This is a genomic window from Elusimicrobiota bacterium, assembly GCA_016218575.1.
Lineage (GTDB): Bacteria > Elusimicrobiota > Elusimicrobia > UBA1565 > UBA9628 > JACRDN01.
This window is the reverse complement of the sequence record JACRDN010000016.1, coordinates 312,688-327,877: the sequence shown is the minus strand read 5'-3', so window position 1 is coordinate 327,877 and position 15,190 is coordinate 312,688. Positions and strand designations below refer to the sequence as shown.

Here is a 15,190-nt window from a genome sequence, read left to right as displayed (position 1 = left end):
GCCCAGGCACCTGCTTTCGCCATAGGTGTTCCTCCCGATATCTACGCATTTCACCGCTACACCGGGAATTCCAGTGCCCCCTACCTCACTCTAGGCGCCCAGTATCCGTTGACCCCTCCCAGTTGAGCCGGGAGATTTCACAACGGACTTAAGCACCCGCCTACACTCGCTTTACGCCTAGTGATTCCGAATAACGCTCGCCACCTATGTCTTACCGCGGCTGCTGGCACATAGTTAGCCGTGGCTTATTCGTCGGGTACCGTCAAACCCTTGCGGGCATTCGTCCCCAACAAAAGAGGTTTACATCCCGAAAGACTTCGTCCCTCACGCAGAGTTGCTGGATCAGGGTTTCCCCCATTGTCCAAAATTCCCCACTGCTGCCTCCCGTAGGAGTATGGCCCGTGTCTCAGTGCCATCGTGCCCGTCCGCCCTTTCAGGCCGGGTACCCGTCATTGCCTTGGTAGGCCGTTACCCTACCAACTAGCTGATGGGCCGCAAGCCCCTCCCTGAACGACCCTTGCGGGCCTCTCATCCCCCGAAGATGCCCTCGGGAGATTATACGGCGTATTAGCCAACCTTTCGGCTGGTTGTTCGCCATTCAGGGGCAGGTTGCTTACGTGTTACTCACTCGTCTGCCGCTAGACCACCCTTGATGTAATCTCAAATAGTCCCGCTCGACTTGCATGTGTTATGCACTCTGCCAGCGTTAATTCTGAGCCAGGATCAAACTCTCCATTTATAGTGTTGGACGGTTTCTCCGATCTAAGGAATCGGATTATCCCGTTCGCTCCTAAAATGCGAGAATCGACAATAAGCTCTTTTTTTACTCACACCGACTTCTTACCTTAGCGCCCTCTTCCCCGGGCAGGGGAACAGAGCGCCCATTCGCTTGCCATTCTATTTTCAAAGAGCAAAAATTTGTCCCTTCGCTTCTTGCCTGCTTCTCAAGAAGCAAGGGGGGCAAACTTACTTTGCCGTCAAGCTGTCTTAACCGCCTGACATAGGGATAATATCAAACGCACCAATTGTTGTCAAGCTATTTTTTAAAATAATTTTTCTCGTCGAGAAATCACGCAAAAAAAATTCCATCAGCGCGTCTCCCGCAGCGTGACGTTGACAAGTATCTGGTCCTGAGCCTTCTCGCGCACTGCCTCCACGGTCATGAGATGGGACAAGAGCTCATCAGCGAGAGCGGAGCTCGCGGGCATCTCCGCCGCTTCCCTCTCGAACGCCTTCTTCTCGGCCGAGAGCCTGCGTATCTTCTCCTTCACCTCGGACAGCGGCGCGAGCTCCGGATTGGGCTGTCTTGAGGGCGGGGGATAGGAAGCGACCTTCTTTAGTTTCTGGAGAGCCTTGGAGGCGGATTTCGCCGTCATTCTGAAGCTCAACTGCTGGACGCCGTCGCTGGGACTCGACGGAAAGTTCCCGAGGGGTTGGGTGAGCGAGCCGCCCGCGTCGGAGAAAATCTTCAGGAGCGCGGGCAGGCCATCCTCAAGGCTCGCCACCTCCGCCGTCAAATTCCAAAATTCAGCGTAGGGCGACAGGGAGTAGACTTTGAGCCACTGAATTTGCGCGCGCAGATCGGCGCAGAGCGCGGCGCAAAGGACGAACGCCGCCGCCATCGCGGCACCGCGGCGGATCACCTCTCGACGGCCCCCTTGGCCTCGACCCAGCCTCGAAACCCTCCGTCCATGGAGACGACGTTCTTGTACCCCATTTTCTGCAGGTTGTCGGCCGAGAGCGCGGAGCGGAATCCCCCGCCGCAGTAGAGCACGATCTCGGCGTTCTTGTCCGGAATCGCACCTTCAATGTCGCGCTCGAGGACCCCGCGTCCCATGTGAACGGCCCCGAGAATATGGCCCTTCTCCCATTCCCGGTCCTCGCGCACGTCAATCAGCAAGAATTTCTCGCCACGGGCGAGCCTCGCCCTAACCTCTCCGATGCTCGTTTCGTGTATCCGGCTCTTGGCCTCGTTGACCAGCTTTAAAAAACCCTGGGCGTGCTCCACATCTGGATTCTAGCACATGAATGGCCACACCGTTCCTTATGCCATTCAGTGCTGCACCCTCCGGGTGCTAGCCATTTCCTTCCCGCGCGTAAATAGCGACATACTCTCCGGTCTCCCTATTTAGGAAGAGGATCAGGCCGACGTCAAGAGCCTCCTCGCCCATGCCGTCCATGACCGTGGCCGTGTAGGCCGAGACCGCGACGACGTTATCGAGATTTTCCAGATGCGCCACGAGCCTCTCGACCCTCCGGACCAGGTTGGCCCGGCCGGAGGCGTACTCGGTCGAGTAGGAGAATCCCTTGGCGAGATTCAACGCGGCCTCGGCGACTCCTTCCTCAATGGAAGAAATCTTTCTAGTCGCGACGTTGTTGGCCAAGGGTATGCCGCTGCGCCCCTCGTATTCGTCCCCGAGCATCTTCCGGACGGTGGCGCGGATAGACAAATAGGCCGCCTGAGGATTCAACAATCGGCCGGACAGCGCTCCGACCGAACCGTTCATGATGTTGTCGTCCTGCCAACGAGAATCAACTTGTTCGACCCGGATGCGCAGGGGATTCTCTTTGCCCAACTCTGCGATCGGCGCAGGATCGAGCAACGCTTCATCCACGGGAGTCGGACGCGAGCCCGCGATCAACGGAAAGGCAACCCTGAATATAACTTTAAAGTCGAAGAGCCCGGGAAGCGCTTGGTTCAAGGCCGCCATGACGTTTTCCGGAGCCTCATAAACGGCTAAGTGCACGACCACGGCACCTCCTCGCGCCGTCGCCTCCACGACTCCCGGAACGGCGCGTATCGTGTCGCCGTTGTCGGCCAGGAAGGCTTCCACCTTATCGGCCGATGTTTCCTCACGAACCCCCTCGGAGGCGATCTCATAAGCAACGGGGAATTTGTTAAGCCCGGGGAAACTCTTCCTCAAAGCTTGGATGGAAACCGCCGGCACGGCACTTTTGTCCAACAAGACCAGAAGCCGAGAAGAGCCGTAATAACTTCCCAATTCGGGAATCACGGAAACCCCCTTGACCCCGACCACGATTTGCATGGCCTGCGCGTTCTCCCGAGCGAAGCCCTCGAGGCGCTCGACCAGCGCGTCGTTAGAGAGGTGCTGCTGTATGATTTTATAGGTGTTCTCGTCCGGATGCGCAGGATGCGCCTCAGCGAATTGGCCCAAGGCCGAGGCCAAGCGCTTCAGCTCCCCAGCGCTGGCCAGCCTCTCCTGGGAGTAGGGAGAATCTTCTCTCCAAGAAGCGAAGCTGATCATGAGCCGTCCGTGGTTGGGGCTTCTGGGGTTCAAGTCCAAGCGCAGGCGGGCCCGGCTTGAGAAGCCGAAGCGACCCTCGACCACATACGATACGGTTCGCTTATTCTTAACCTGTTCCTTCACGCTCATGGGCACGAAAGCCGAGAACTTCGGTCCGGGATGACGGAACACGACCTGATTAGGCGCCCCCATCATGCCGGTCAACTCGGAAATCTCGGGCACCTGGGATCGAACTCTTTTCTCGAGAGCCGCGAGGGACCGCCTCGGCTCGCCTACGATGACCAAGGCGGACAGGCTTTGCCCCGGGACGCTCCGGCTGACGTAAAGCTTGCTCACGCCCTTGACCCTACGCAAGGCGCTGCCGTGCTCGCCCACGAAGCCTAAGATTTGCCCCCTAGTCCATGGCAAGGCCGAGGACTGCGGCTCCACCGGCAGCTCAACCGCCGCGGCCCGGGCCGCTTGAGGTCCTTGGCCGTCGAACGCCTGTGCCGCCGTAAAGGATTGAGCGTTCCTCAGGCCCTGGCGCGCGGGAGAGATCTTCCCGACCCCGCGGCTGCGAATCAAACGTACGGCCTCCGCGCCGTGAGCGACCGGAGCAGGAGCCGCCTGGACCTGGGGAGAAATTCGAGGACTCGCGGCGAAAGCCCCGGAAGCGCCGCAAAAAAATGCCAGAACGGAAATAATTTTCATTTTCATGAAAGCATGATATGAAAGGATCGCTTGAGCGGCTGTAGGTCTTTAGGGCTAAAAAAACAGGCTTTTAGGCCCATGGGCGATTAGGCCCAAAGTCTTTCCTTATTATTCCCCGAAGTCCCACGGCGGCCCCGAGTCTAATTTGTACATTGGGGGCATGAACAAGACACGCCTTGGACTTTTACTCGCCGCGACCTTCGCAGCGCCCGCGGCCGCTCAAATTCCCTCGGTCTCCTCAAAAGCGGTGGAGGAGTCCGCCCCGGCGATCATCTGTAAGGGAGACATCTACAGATACGACCCCATGAGGAGTCCCCGCCGCGGCTTCAAATATCAGCCGAGGCAGACGAGCTACAAGGTGGAGCTGGACATCTATTTCGATTGGTCGAAGTACGTCGTAGAGAAGAACAACGGGATCGAGGTCCGCGTGCATCAGGCCCGCGTGGAAGAGAAAATCACGGATTTTTCGGGCTTGGACATGCCGCGGCCCAGATCCGCCTGGCACGAGAACGCCCGCCTTCAAGAGTCGAAGGACGAGGCCCATGTTTATCTAGACGAGCTGGGCCTGACTTTCGGAGCCGAGATCAAGAACGCCGCGAAAGAGTCCTTCCTTTGGATCCACAAGCCCTCCGGAAGGGGGGACGCCTACAATGTCCCATCCGTCCCGCGCGGTACGTCGAAGAAAGATGAGGAATTCGCGCGCGTCCGGCAAGCGCAATTTCATCGCTACGCTTCCCTGGATTGTGCGCTCAATTAGCTTTCTCGCAATTTGCACGCTAGCCTTCGCCTTCCCCTCGCGCGCAGCCGCCGGCCCCCTGCCCGGGCCGCGCCTTGATCCGCGAATTTCGCGCGCCAATCGAGAGTTCATCAGGACTCCCGTGCCTGAGCCATTCCCGGGCGGAACCGCGAGCTACGACCAAACTATTTCTAGTTTCCTAAACCAACATATGCGCAAAAGAGCGCTTTCTCTTCTGGCTCAACTGGGCCGGTTTCAAGAACGCCTCGGACCTCTCCTTCAAAGCGCACAGCAAGCGCCGGATGCCCGATATGAAGCTGTTCTATGGTATGACTCCACGCTTGACGTGCAGAACCGCCTCCACCATGACGGCCCCGCTGTGTTCATACGCGGCCCCTCTGGGATCGTCAAGGTCCTTTGGGATAAGAGGATTGCCGCGAATGGGTTCTTGCCGCAACAACCCCATACCTTGAGCGTATATTCTGAGAACAAACACCGCGAATCGCGGTCAGCGCTTGAGTACAACACCATCACTCAGGAAGAGGACCGCCCGCGTCACAAGGCCCTAGACGATTGGTTCTCCGCGCAGGCAAAGCACGACCCCGTGAGATTCGCCCGGGGGCGGATAGAACTGCTCAAGATTTTAGGCGACCCCATCCCCGCCGATCTTGAGGCCGCGGCTCAAGGCGAGACAAAACCACCGTTGCCCATGCCCGATTTGGCCGCCATACCCCTGAAGCCCTTCGACGACCCCCTCCAGGAGGCTTATCATCGCATCGGGTGGCTTGACCTCAACTCGGGGTCAAGTATGCTGGGAATTGAAACCGTGGCCCTTCTTCTCGATCAAATCCATGAAAAAGGCGCCAACGCCGGCGCCATCCGCCAAATCCGCCGCGATTTCAACTACGAGCACCGACGCCTTTTGCGGGAGTACCTGGCCCGCCTTAACCCGATCAAGCATTGGCGGGAGCTGGCCCGCCTCGCGCAAGAAGAGCCGTCCGACCCCGAAGTCCAATCTTTGCAAGCCCGCGTGCTCAATTCTCGTGAGCTGGATGCTCGAGCCTTTGAACTTGCCGACGAGACCTACTGGGCGCCCGGCGCGATGAAGCATTCGACGCGCCTGCTTAGGGCCGCCAGGAATCCCGACTCCCTTTGGCTTACCTACCGGGTTGGACACATCTTTTACGCGGTTTGCCTTGAGTCACTCAAGCAAGGAGAATTGCGCGTGCTGTCTCTCAATCTTCAGAGGAAGAAAGAGCGCGTCTACCTTTTCCGCGCCAATTCCAAAGACCGCGTCACGCGCTGGCCCAACGAAGACCTGTACGCGGGCTATTTGGCCGCCGAGCTATTCTTGAGAAATGTCGAATTTGAGCCCCATGAATAAGTTCCCTTTCTTCGCTCTGGCGCTCCTGCTGATGCCGGGCCAATCCTTGGCCGCGCGGCATTCCATCGCCGACAGCCGAGCCAGATGGGCTCCGGCCCTTGTCAATATCGCCACGTGGCAGGGCACCGCGCAGGCAGGCCAAATGCTGCCCCCGGATACCCAGGATTATTGGGGGAAACTCTACTTTCAAGAATTCATGGGCCCCGCCGTTTTTGATCCGCTGTACCGCCAATTGGACAGGTTGGACGATGAAGCCGCGCAATGGATGCGCACGGCCATGATCAACGCTCCTACTTTAGGGAATTGCCATCCCCCCCGAACGCGACGCCGCGAGAGTCAAATTGTCGGATGACGAGCTTGGGCGAATGGCCTCGCTTCTAGATGCGGCCCGCGTTTTCGCGGGACCCGACGCGAGGAAAATGGCCGAAAGGGTTCTCAAGCGCTCCATCCGGCGGGACAACGATCCTGGAAGCGATCCGAAACGCCTGAAAAACAGAATCGCCAAGGTCAAGAAAGCGGTAGAAGCCCTGGATGCCCTGACTTTCTACGGCCCATCCCTGGAAGAAATGGCCATGGAGGCCGATGCCGTCTTGGAAAAGCTCGAAAATTCGCTTCAGGACCGTTCAGTCCAAATCGTCGTTCGCGACCGGAGATGACAACGGCCGCAAGCCAAGTCGAGGCGCGCCGCATAGGTCTTAAGACCAGCCATCATTAGGCCTTTCGTCCCAATATTTCCGTTTTGTCCCGTGTTATCATCTCTTCATGATACATACACTCGCTTTGTGCGCCTCTGTTTTCCTCCATTCCGCCCAGGCAGGTTTTGGATCGCAGGGGAAGGTCGTGAGAATTAACACCGCGGAAGACATGATTCCGCTTTCAGAACACCTGGCCGTGCCTGCCCCAAGCAGGCTGAGTGGGTGGCGTCACGCCGCCAAGATCACCAGAGAGATGCGCACCCTTGGCCCCCTCCTCGGCATTCGACACGGCTCGAACGTGGTGCTGTTCCCGGAAGCCCAACCGGCGGCCGCCGCGGCTCTCGTGCCGTTGAGAGAGCTGCAGAATTCCAGCCTCACCCCCCTGCCGATTGACACCGCCAGGACCCTAGAAGCCTCCCTTGTCGCCGGGGACATCAACGGAGCCCATAAAACCTTAAAAACCCTCTTCGACGCCAATTCCAAGGAGGAAAGGCCCGATATTATCTACGTCGGGGCGCCTAAATCCCCCAACGCCTCGATCATCCCGCCGTGGTTTAAAACGGGTCATTTAACGGTCCAAAAGGCCGAGCGCAGGCGCGGTGGAATAAAGATCATCATTCTCTCCAAAGACTCGGGAGAATTGGCTATTGATATCGCTTTGGGATTTGGCGGCGTGGAGTACGACTATTTCTTTGCCGGGGCCGCCGATATCGGCTCTCCCACCGCGCTAGGCCCCGTGACGCCCAAGGCGGCTCTGGAACTCGCCAAAATTATCTCCTTGACTGCCAGAAACGCTGCTCATGAGCCACGGAACGATGCTCTCGCAGAGGCTCAATCTTTCCTCGAGGGCCTTGGCCGCACGACAGGACGCCGCCGGGGCCTTTTGCAGTGGCTTTCGCGCGGCGTGGACCTCGGGGCCATCGCGCCGGAGCTGCGCTGGCCTCTTTTCGAGGCTCTTCAGGACGAGCGGGGAAGGGCGTTATTTGAGCACGCGACCGGGCATGGCGGAGAGGTCCTTTTGAGCTTCCCCTATTTCAGCTTGAAGGTCCTCGCGGCCGAGGGGGAGCCCTCCTCGGGCCAGGTAGCCTACGTAGTGGAACTCACGGAAAAAGCTCCCAAGATGGGGCGAACCAGGACGCTGCGACTGGAGATAACCCTCGAGGACCCTCTCGATTCCGGAAAGCTTCACGAAAAAACGCTCCGCGTCGTTAAGGATTAATTCCACCGCAGGCGCTGGCCGCGGCTTACTTCGGGCGGGGCTTGCGGCGCTCCGAGACCATGAGGCGGATCTGGGCGCGGCGGATGGCGGCCTCGGCCGCGGCCAAGGTGAGGGGATCGAGGTCCTTGCGGACTTTCTCCGCCTTGGCCTTTTCCAAAGCCTGGCGGGCCCGCTCCGCGTCTATGGCCTCGGCCATCTCGGCGGTCTCGGCGAAAAGCGAGACCTTGTTGTCCTTGATCTCGGCGAACCCTCCGGACACCGCGTAATGGGCGGCCTCTCCGCCTCGAGTCACCCGCACCTCGCCTTCCTTTAATTGAACTAGGAAAGGGGCATGGTCGGGGAGAACCCCCATTTCCCCCTCCATGGCAGGAAGAACCACGAAGTCCACCTCGGCCTGGAGGGCGACCTTCTCCGGGGTGACCAGCTCTAAGGCGATGGTCTTGGCCATGTTATTGCTTCAGAGACTCCGCCTTGGCGACGGCTTCGTCGATGCCGCCCACCATGTAGAAGGCCTGCTCCGGGAGCGCGTCGTATTTGCCCTCGACCAGCTCCTTGAAACCGCGGATGGTGTCCTTGAGCTTCACATATTTGCCCTCCATGCCCGTGAACTGCTGGGCCACGAAGAAGGGCTGGGACAGGAATTTCTGTATCTTGCGGGCGCGGGCCACCATGATCTTATCCTCGTCGGAGAGCTCGTCAATCCCGAGGATGGCGATGATGTCCTGAAGGTCGCGGTAGCGCTGGAGGATTTTCTGCACCGAGCGCGCGACCTGGTAGTGCTCCGAACCCACGATCTTGGGGTCGAGTATGCGCGAGGTGGACTCCAAGGGGTCCACCGCCGGATAGATGCCGAGCTCCGCGATCTGTCGCGAGAGAACGGTCGTGGCGTCCAAGTGCGTGAAGGTGGTGGCTACCCCGGGGTCGGTCAGGTCGTCGGCGGGCACGTAGACGGCCTGGATTGAGGTGATCGAACCCTTTTTTGTGGAGGTGATGCGCTCCTGGAGAGCCCCGACCTCGGTGGTGAGGGTGGGCTGGTAGCCCACGGCAGAGGGCATGCGCCCAAGAAGGGCCGAGACCTCGGCGTTGGCGAGAACGTAGCGGAAAACGTTGTCCACGAAGAGAAGCACGTCCTGGCCTTCCTTGTCGCGGAAATACTCGGCCTGGGTGAGCGCGGTGAGACCCACGCGGGCGCGGGCGCCGGGAGGCTCGTTCATCTGCCCGTAGACGAGGACGGTCTTGGAAAGCACTGGAGAGCCGTCGGAGAGCTTGGCCTCCTGCATCTCGCGCCAGAGGTCGTTGCCCTCGCGGCTTCTCTCGCCCACGCCGCCGAACACGGAAACGCCGCCATGCTCCTTGGCCACGTTGTTGATGAGTTCCATGATGATGACGGTCTTGCCCACGCCGGCACCCCCGAAGAGACCGACCTTGCCTCCCTTCATGTAGGGTTCGAGGAGATCCACGACCTTAATGCCGGTCTCGAAAATCTGAGGAGTGGTCTCCTGGTCCACCATGGCGGGGGGATCCCGGTGTATAGGCAGGTGCTCGGCGGCGACGATGTCTCCCCTATAATCCTTGGGCTGGCCCAAGACGTCCACGAGCCTTCCCAGGCAGGGCTTGCCCACGGGAACGGTGATCGGGGCTCCAGAATCCTCGACCGTCATGCCCCGGGTTAGGCCGTCCGTCGCGGCCATCGCGATGGCCCGCACCATATTGTCGCCGAGGTGCGAGGCGACCTCGGAAACCAGGACCGCTCCGGGAACCTTCACCTTCAAGGCGTTGTAGATGGCAGGAAGCTTGCCAGGGGGAAACTCCACGTCCAGGACCGGACCGATCACCTGCACGATTTTACCGATGTTCATCTGTCTCTCCTATATACGAATCCGAAACCCCCGAAAACCCCCGCAACGCTGCGGGGGCCTCCTCTATAATTTTCCTTTTCGGAACTTGGCCGTGATAAAACGGTCTGGCCGCAGACCCTGGCGGTCCATGTAGCCGATCTTGTGGAAATGCACGCCGTAGCGGTGCAGGCCCTGGCCGGATGATCCCTTCATGTGGCGGATTTCGCCCCGGATCTCCAGGGGCTGGTCGAGCTTGGCGAGCTTGAGGTAGAGGCTCATGCCCTGCTCGAGCACGGCATCCGTCTCGAAGGACATGCCGCTGATCGAAAGGTCCGCGATGGTCCCGCGATGCTTGTTCACTGGCTGGCCATGGGAATGCACGTCCAGGGCGATCCCCACCGGGAACCGGGGATGCCGGCGCTTCTCGTTCAACAATTCGCCTATTAATGCCATGTTATCTCCTATTACACGGACCCTAAACCCCTGAAAATCCCCGCGGCGCCGCGGGGATATCTCTATGAGGCCAAAGCCTCGGCCCCACCCACCAACTCGGCGATTTCCTTGGTGATGATGGCCTGTCTCTGGCGGTTCATTCTTAAATTCAAATCCTCGCGCAGCTCCTTGGCATTCTTAGAGGCCGCGTCCATAGCGTTCATGCGCGCCGCGAGCTCCGCGGCCTGCGACTCGAGCAGTATCCGGAAAAGCTGGGCTTTCAGGTAGCGGGGAAGAAGAGCCTCGAGAAGCTCCTCGCGGCCGGGTTCGAAGCCATAATCGGCCAAGGCCCCGCCCTCCTCGGCAGCCGGCGGCGCCGCGATGGGCAGAAGCTGGGCGCTCACCAGGCGCTGGACGGCCACGGACTTGAACTCGTTGTAAATGGAGGTCACGCGCATGAGCTTCTTGTCGTTGTATGCGTCGATCACTGCCTTGCCCAACAGTTCGGCATGGGAAAAATTAACCTTGGGGAATATGCCGACGGTCTCGCTCAATATCTCGCAGTCAAAGCCCCGCAGGCGATGGGCGAAATCCCGGCCCTTGCGGCCGACCAAGGCCAGGTAGGACTTGCGTCCGGAGCGGGCCTTGAGCCATTCCACGGCCGCGCGCGCGAGGCCGGCGTTGAAGGCGCCGCACAGCCCCTTATCGGCCGTGACCAGGATAAGGACCTCCGGCCCCTGCATCCTCGGCTGAAAGAAGGGATGCCTATCCGCCGCGGGCCCCGCGGCGAGCTCTTGGACCAGGTTCTCCATTCTGGTCGCGAACGGACGAGCCGAAAGAATCTGGGCCTGCGATCGGCGCATGCGCGCGGCCGCGATCATTTTCATGGCCTTAAAAATCCTCTGCTGAGCGCCCACGGCCTTGATCTTGCGGCGTATCTCTCTGAGGGAAGCCATTTTATACTCCCACCGGGGCCCCGCGGCCTTGCCCGAAATATTCCAGAATCGCCTCCTCCACGGAATACTCGGCCTTGAACTTGAGAGCCTTCTCCGCGGCCTTGGGATTGCCCAAAGTCTCGTTCTGATAGAAGGAATAGGGATTCTTGAAGTAGTCCGGGGCTAGGCGGGTTCCCAAGACTCCATTGAGAATCTCGATGACTTGATTAAAAGTGGTCCGGGTCCCGGTGCAGACGTTGTAAACCCCGCTCGGGGCCTTTTGGGCCAGGAGGTTGGCCCGGACCACGTCGCGCACGTAGATGAAGTCCCGGTATTGCTCTCCGTGCTCGAAAATCCTGGGACGCCGGCCGGCCCGCATCTGCTGGGCCAACTGCCAAATCATGCTCGCGGCCTTGCCCTTGAACCGCTCGCGCGGCCCGAAAACGTTGAAGTAGCGAAGTCCCACGATGGACATTTTTGGGCGAGCCGCGGCGAACTCCTTGGCCAGAGACTCCATAACCATCTTTGAGAAGGCATAAATATTCAGGGGCTTGGGAGAATCCGCCTCTTTCATGGGCACGGGGTTATCCCCGTAAACCCCGGCCGACGTGGCGTAAACCACTTTCCTGACTCCCTGCTCGGCGGCCCAGGAGAGCAGGCTCCTGAAAGCCTCCACATTAGCCCTCATCATCTTGTTTTGGTCCATCTCGGTCGTATCCGTGATGGCGGCCTGGTGGAAGACCACGTCCACGCCTTCCACCTTATCCTTCCAGGAAGCGGGCTCGCAAAGGTCCGCGGCCACGAGGTCTCCCGGGAAATTCCCGAGATTCTCGAAATGGCCGGTGAGGAAACTGTCGATCCCGACCACGGAACAGCCGCTTTCCGCAAGCTCCAAGCATAAGTTCGAGCCAATAAATCCCGCGGCTCCCGTGACCAGGGCCTTCATGCGCCTTTTCTCCGCCGCTCCGTCATCTCCCCCAGGCTCACGGCCGGGGCCCGAGACAGATCCGAGAGCTTGGCGAGAACGCTTGCCGCGGGTTTGCCCAAGGCCTCCGCCAGGGGAGAGCCGTAGACCGTGAGCGCGAACTGCAGGGCCTGCTGGTCCCACGTCGAAATGGCCGAGGCTTCCTTAAAATCCTTTTCCACCTTTTTAACGAATTTCTTCAAGGCCTTCTGGTCGTGGACCAGGAGGTCGGCGAAAGCCTCGGGGGTCTTTTCCTCGGCGATGAATGAAAATACCCCGGCAAGCCCGGCCTGGTCTATGGAGGTCAAAGCCTCGAGGCAGCTGAGATTTATCATCTGCAGCGCGGGCATGGCCTCGCCCGCGCTGGCCGCGCCAATGGCCGCGAAAGCCGCGGCCGCAAGAAGCCCTCTTCCACTTGATCGAAGCGTGGACGCCATTACTTAGCCTCCGCCTTGAACTGGGCCTTGAATTCCTGGACAGCCGCCGCCAGCCGCGCCTTCAAGGCGTCGTCCACGGTTTTTTTCTCCGCGATTTCCTTGGAGATCGCTGGATGCTTGGCCGAGAGGTGCCCCAAGAGCCCCGCCTCGAAGTCCCGCGCAGAGGCGCTCGGGATGTCGTCGAGGTAGCCGTTGACTCCGGCGAAGATGGAGACCACCTGGCTCTCGAAGGGCATGGGCTGGTATTGGTTTTGCTTCAAGAGCTCGACCAGGCGCTCGCCGCGCGCCAACTGCTGCTGGGAGGCCTTATCGAGGTCAGAGCCGAACTGGGCGAAGGCCGCGAGCTCGTTGTATTGAGCGAGATCCAGCCTTAAGCGGCCAGCCACCTGCTTCATGGCCTTGGTCTGCGCGGCCCCTCCCACGCGCGAAACGGAAAGCCCGACGTTAACGGCGGGGCGCACCCCGGAGTAGAAAAGCCCGGTTTCGAGGTAGATTTGCCCGTCCGTGATGGAGATCACGTTCGTGGGAATGTAGGCTGAGACGTCGCCGGCCTGGGTTTCGATGATGGGAAGGGCGGTGAGAGAACCCCCTCCGTTTTTCTCGGAGAGCTTGCAGGCCCTCTCGAGGAGCCTGGAGTGGAGGTAGAAAACGTCGCCCGGGTAAGCCTCTCGGCCCGGCGGGCGGCGCAAAAGAAGGGAAAGCTGGCGGTAGGCCTGGGCGTGCTTGGAGAGATCATCGTAGATGATGAGGACGGCCTTGCCCTTCCACAGGAACTCCTCGCCGATGGCGCAGCCCGAGTACGGCGCGATGTAGAGAAGAGGCGCCGGATCGGCGGCCGCGGCCGAGACCACTATGGTGTACTCCATGGCCCCGCTGTCCTGGAGGATCTGGGTAACCTGGGCCACGGTGGACTGTTTCTGGCCGATGGCCACGTAGATGCAGATCGGCCGGTTGGGGGCATTCTTCTGGTTGATGATGGTGTCTATGGCGATGGCTGTCTTTCCGGTCTGGCGGTCGCCGATGATAAGCTCGCGCTGGCCGCGGCCGATCGGGATCATGGAATCGATGGCCTTGAGGCCGGTTTGAAGCGGCTCGTTGACGGGAGAGCGCTCGATGACGCCGGGAGCCACGACCTCGATGGGCCGGGTCTTGGTGGTGTTGATAGGGCCCTTGCCGTCTATGGGACGCCCCAGGGGATTGACCACGCGGCCGACCATGGCCTCTCCCACGGGAACGGACATGATGAGCCCGGTGCGTTTGACCGGGTCGCCTTCCTTGATCAGCCTGTCGGAGCCCATGAGCACGCAGCCCACGTTCTCCTTCTCCAGATTCAAGACCATGCCCATGACGCCGTTGGGAAGCTCCAAGAGTTCCCCGGCCATGGCGTTCTCGAGGCCGTAAATGCGCGCGATCCCGTCGCCCACCTGGAGGACGAAGCCCTCCTCCTTGAGCTCGGTCGAGCCCTGGAATCCCTCGAGCTGTTTCTTGATCACGGCCGTGATCTCTTCCGGTCTAATGGACATACAATGCCTCCCTCAGGCTGCGCAGTTGGCCGCGGAAGCTCGAGTCGAGAACCCAATCCCCCAGCCGCACGACCACGCCCCCGATGATCTCGGGGTCCTCCTTGATCTCCAATTCGATGTTCTTTCCCGTAAATTTCCGCAGGGCGCTCTTGAGGCGCTCCTGGTCCTGCGCGGAGAGCGCTCGCGCGGCGCGGACATGGGCCTTGGCCTCGTTGTTCTTCTCCGCGATGAGCTTGCCGAGGTCCGAGGCGATCAGGGGCAGAAGCTCGAAGCGCTTCTTGTCCACCAAAAGCTCCAGGAAGCTCAATGCCATATCCCCCACCTTGCGCTCCAGGGCCTGGCGGATCCTCCTTTTCTTTTCGAGGGCGGGAGTCAGGGGATGGCGCAGGGCCGGCAGGATATCGAGAAGGGCGCCATGGGAGCCTTGCAGGTCCGATTGAACGCGGCCCTCAACCCCTTTGGCGCAAGCCGCCAGAAACAGGGCTTTGGCGTAGCGCCAGGCCAGAACCCGGTCAGTGGCTTTCATTCAATGGGCCTTATCCGCCTTCTCCAAATCATGGAAGAAGGACTCTAGCACGGTCTTCTGCACGCGGTCGTCCACGGATTGGCGCAGCAGCCTCTCTGCCGCCAACACGGAAAGCTGGGACACCTCATGGCGAAGCTCGCGGACCAGGCGCTGCTTCTCATCGGCGAGATCGGCCATGGTCTTGTCCTTGATCTTCTGCGACTCTGCCTCCGCCGCGGCCTTGAGCTGAGCCTTGAGACCCTCCCCCTCCTTCAATGCCTGGGCCAGGAACTCCCGGCTCTTGGCCTGGAGGTTCGCCATCTGTCCATCGAGCTCGTTCTTGATTCTCTCCGCCTCGGCGCGGGCGGCCTGGGCCCCCTCCAAATCGGACTTCATCCTCTTCTCGCGATCCTCGACAGAGGCCAAAAGAGGCCCCCAGGCGAACTTCTTCAAGATGAACACCAGGCAGAGGAAGGTCACGATCGTCCACACCACCAGGCCTGTATCAGGGTTTAGCAGTTTGTCCATATCAGTCCTTTCTCTCCTCTAGGTGCCTGGCACCAGCC

17 protein-coding genes and 1 rRNA gene are annotated in these 15,190 nt (G+C 60.2%); 5 read left to right on the top strand and 13 right to left on the bottom strand.

The genetic code is table 11. The features are described from left to right. The 4 genes from HY921_06545 to HY921_06530 all read right to left on the bottom strand — a co-directional run. Positions 1-735: ribosomal RNA gene (locus HY921_06545) — 16S ribosomal RNA — on the bottom strand; the annotation flags it as partial. Positions 736-1,088: 353 nt separating this feature from the next. Then, a complete protein-coding gene (locus tag HY921_06540; GenBank protein ID MBI5630525.1) occupies positions 1,089-1,643 on the bottom strand; it encodes a hypothetical protein in 555 nt (184 codons plus the stop codon). Beyond that, positions 1,640-2,008, bottom strand: a complete 369-nt coding sequence (locus tag HY921_06535; protein ID MBI5630524.1) for a sulfurtransferase — start codon at positions 2,006-2,008, stop codon at positions 1,640-1,642. Before HY921_06535 ends, HY921_06540 begins: the two co-directional genes overlap by 4 nt. Before the next feature lie 67 nt (positions 2,009-2,075). Next, entirely contained in the window at positions 2,076-3,962 is a 1,887-nt protein-coding gene (locus HY921_06530) for a hypothetical protein (GenBank protein MBI5630523.1), read from the bottom strand. Between the two features lie 154 nt (positions 3,963-4,116). On the opposite strand from HY921_06530, the gene HY921_06525 reads away from it, so the two are divergent. The 5 genes from HY921_06525 (at position 4,117) to HY921_06505 (ending at position 7,990) form a co-directional block, all read left to right on the top strand. Beyond that, positions 4,117-4,713: a hypothetical protein gene (locus HY921_06525; protein ID MBI5630522.1), complete on the top strand. Its 597-nt coding sequence runs from the start codon at positions 4,117-4,119 to the stop codon at positions 4,711-4,713. A gap of 325 nt (positions 4,714-5,038) precedes the next feature. Beyond that, the gene (locus HY921_06520) at positions 5,039-6,076 is read left to right on the top strand and encodes a hypothetical protein (GenBank protein MBI5630521.1); all 1,038 of its coding nucleotides are present in this window, start codon (positions 5,039-5,041) and stop codon (positions 6,074-6,076) included. Continuing rightward, positions 6,069-6,428, top strand: a complete 360-nt coding sequence (locus tag HY921_06515) for a hypothetical protein (protein ID MBI5630520.1) — start codon at positions 6,069-6,071, stop codon at positions 6,426-6,428. The genes HY921_06520 and HY921_06515 overlap by 8 nt, the downstream gene beginning before the upstream one ends. A gap of 13 nt (positions 6,429-6,441) precedes the next feature. Next, positions 6,442-6,732 (top strand): hypothetical protein, encoded by a 291-nt coding sequence (locus tag HY921_06510; protein MBI5630519.1) that lies wholly within the window; start codon positions 6,442-6,444, stop codon positions 6,730-6,732. A gap of 106 nt (positions 6,733-6,838) precedes the next feature. Then, on the top strand, positions 6,839-7,990 hold the full coding sequence (locus HY921_06505; protein ID MBI5630518.1) for a hypothetical protein: 1,152 nt from the start codon (positions 6,839-6,841) through the stop codon (positions 7,988-7,990). 25 nt (positions 7,991-8,015) lie between these two features. Here HY921_06505 and HY921_06500 read toward each other — a convergent pair whose 3' ends face one another. From HY921_06500 to atpF, 9 genes are all read right to left on the bottom strand, one after another. Continuing rightward, on the bottom strand, positions 8,016-8,438 hold the full coding sequence (locus HY921_06500; GenBank protein ID MBI5630517.1) for a F0F1 ATP synthase subunit epsilon: 423 nt from the start codon (positions 8,436-8,438) through the stop codon (positions 8,016-8,018). A 1-nt stretch (position 8,439) separates the two neighbouring features. Beyond that, positions 8,440-9,849 (bottom strand): F0F1 ATP synthase subunit beta, encoded by a 1,410-nt coding sequence (gene atpD, locus HY921_06495; protein ID MBI5630516.1) that lies wholly within the window; start codon positions 9,847-9,849, stop codon positions 8,440-8,442. Positions 9,850-9,912: 63 nt separating this feature from the next. Then, positions 9,913-10,281, bottom strand: coding sequence for a PilZ domain-containing protein (locus HY921_06490; protein ID MBI5630515.1), 369 nt, complete (start codon positions 10,279-10,281; stop codon positions 9,913-9,915). A 62-nt stretch (positions 10,282-10,343) separates the two neighbouring features. Beyond that, the gene (gene atpG, locus HY921_06485) at positions 10,344-11,216 is read right to left on the bottom strand and encodes an ATP synthase F1 subunit gamma (GenBank protein MBI5630514.1); all 873 of its coding nucleotides are present in this window, start codon (positions 11,214-11,216) and stop codon (positions 10,344-10,346) included. 1 nt (position 11,217) lies between these two features. Further along, entirely contained in the window at positions 11,218-12,141 is a 924-nt protein-coding gene (locus HY921_06480; GenBank protein ID MBI5630513.1) for an NAD-dependent epimerase/dehydratase family protein, read from the bottom strand. Beyond that, a complete protein-coding gene (locus HY921_06475; GenBank protein MBI5630512.1) occupies positions 12,138-12,596 on the bottom strand; it encodes a hypothetical protein in 459 nt (152 codons plus the stop codon). The genes HY921_06480 and HY921_06475 overlap by 4 nt, the downstream gene beginning before the upstream one ends. After that, positions 12,596-14,119, bottom strand: coding sequence for a F0F1 ATP synthase subunit alpha (locus HY921_06470; GenBank protein MBI5630511.1), 1,524 nt, complete (start codon positions 14,117-14,119; stop codon positions 12,596-12,598). Before HY921_06470 ends, HY921_06475 begins: the two co-directional genes overlap by 1 nt. After that, complete coding sequence (gene atpH, locus HY921_06465; protein ID MBI5630510.1) at positions 14,109-14,645, bottom strand: ATP synthase F1 subunit delta; 537 nt, start codon at positions 14,643-14,645, stop codon at positions 14,109-14,111. The genes HY921_06470 and atpH overlap by 11 nt, the downstream gene beginning before the upstream one ends. Then, positions 14,646-15,152 carry a F0F1 ATP synthase subunit B gene (atpF, locus tag HY921_06460; GenBank protein ID MBI5630509.1) on the bottom strand — a complete coding sequence of 169 codons (507 nt, stop codon included), beginning with the start codon at positions 15,150-15,152 and terminating at the stop codon, positions 14,646-14,648. Positions 15,153-15,190: the final 38 nt, after the last annotated feature.

Bases quoted from the DNA above. Each gene is read 5' to 3' on its own strand.
- HY921_06530 (MBI5630523.1), bottom strand. From the start codon at position 3,962: ATGAAAATGAAAATTATTTCCGTTCTGGCATTTTTTTGCGGCGCTTCC.
- HY921_06525 (MBI5630522.1), top strand. From the start codon at position 4,117: ATGAACAAGACACGCCTTGGACTTTTACTCGCCGCGACCTTCGCAGCG.
- HY921_06515 (MBI5630520.1), top strand. From the start codon at position 6,069: ATGAATAAGTTCCCTTTCTTCGCTCTGGCGCTCCTGCTGATGCCGGGC.
- HY921_06510 (MBI5630519.1), top strand. From the start codon at position 6,442: ATGGCCTCGCTTCTAGATGCGGCCCGCGTTTTCGCGGGACCCGACGCG.
- HY921_06505 (MBI5630518.1), top strand. From the start codon at position 6,839: ATGATACATACACTCGCTTTGTGCGCCTCTGTTTTCCTCCATTCCGCC.
- HY921_06500 (MBI5630517.1), bottom strand. From the start codon at position 8,438: ATGGCCAAGACCATCGCCTTAGAGCTGGTCACCCCGGAGAAGGTCGCC.
- atpD (MBI5630516.1), bottom strand. From the start codon at position 9,849: ATGAACATCGGTAAAATCGTGCAGGTGATCGGTCCGGTCCTGGACGTG.
- HY921_06490 (MBI5630515.1), bottom strand. From the start codon at position 10,281: ATGGCATTAATAGGCGAATTGTTGAACGAGAAGCGCCGGCATCCCCGG.
- atpG (MBI5630514.1), bottom strand. From the start codon at position 11,216: ATGGCTTCCCTCAGAGAGATACGCCGCAAGATCAAGGCCGTGGGCGCT.
- HY921_06480 (MBI5630513.1), bottom strand. From the start codon at position 12,141: ATGAAGGCCCTGGTCACGGGAGCCGCGGGATTTATTGGCTCGAACTTA.
- HY921_06475 (MBI5630512.1), bottom strand. From the start codon at position 12,596: ATGGCGTCCACGCTTCGATCAAGTGGAAGAGGGCTTCTTGCGGCCGCG.
- HY921_06470 (MBI5630511.1), bottom strand. From the start codon at position 14,119: ATGTCCATTAGACCGGAAGAGATCACGGCCGTGATCAAGAAACAGCTC.
- atpH (MBI5630510.1), bottom strand. From the start codon at position 14,645: ATGAAAGCCACTGACCGGGTTCTGGCCTGGCGCTACGCCAAAGCCCTG.
- atpF (MBI5630509.1), bottom strand. From the start codon at position 15,152: ATGGACAAACTGCTAAACCCTGATACAGGCCTGGTGGTGTGGACGATC.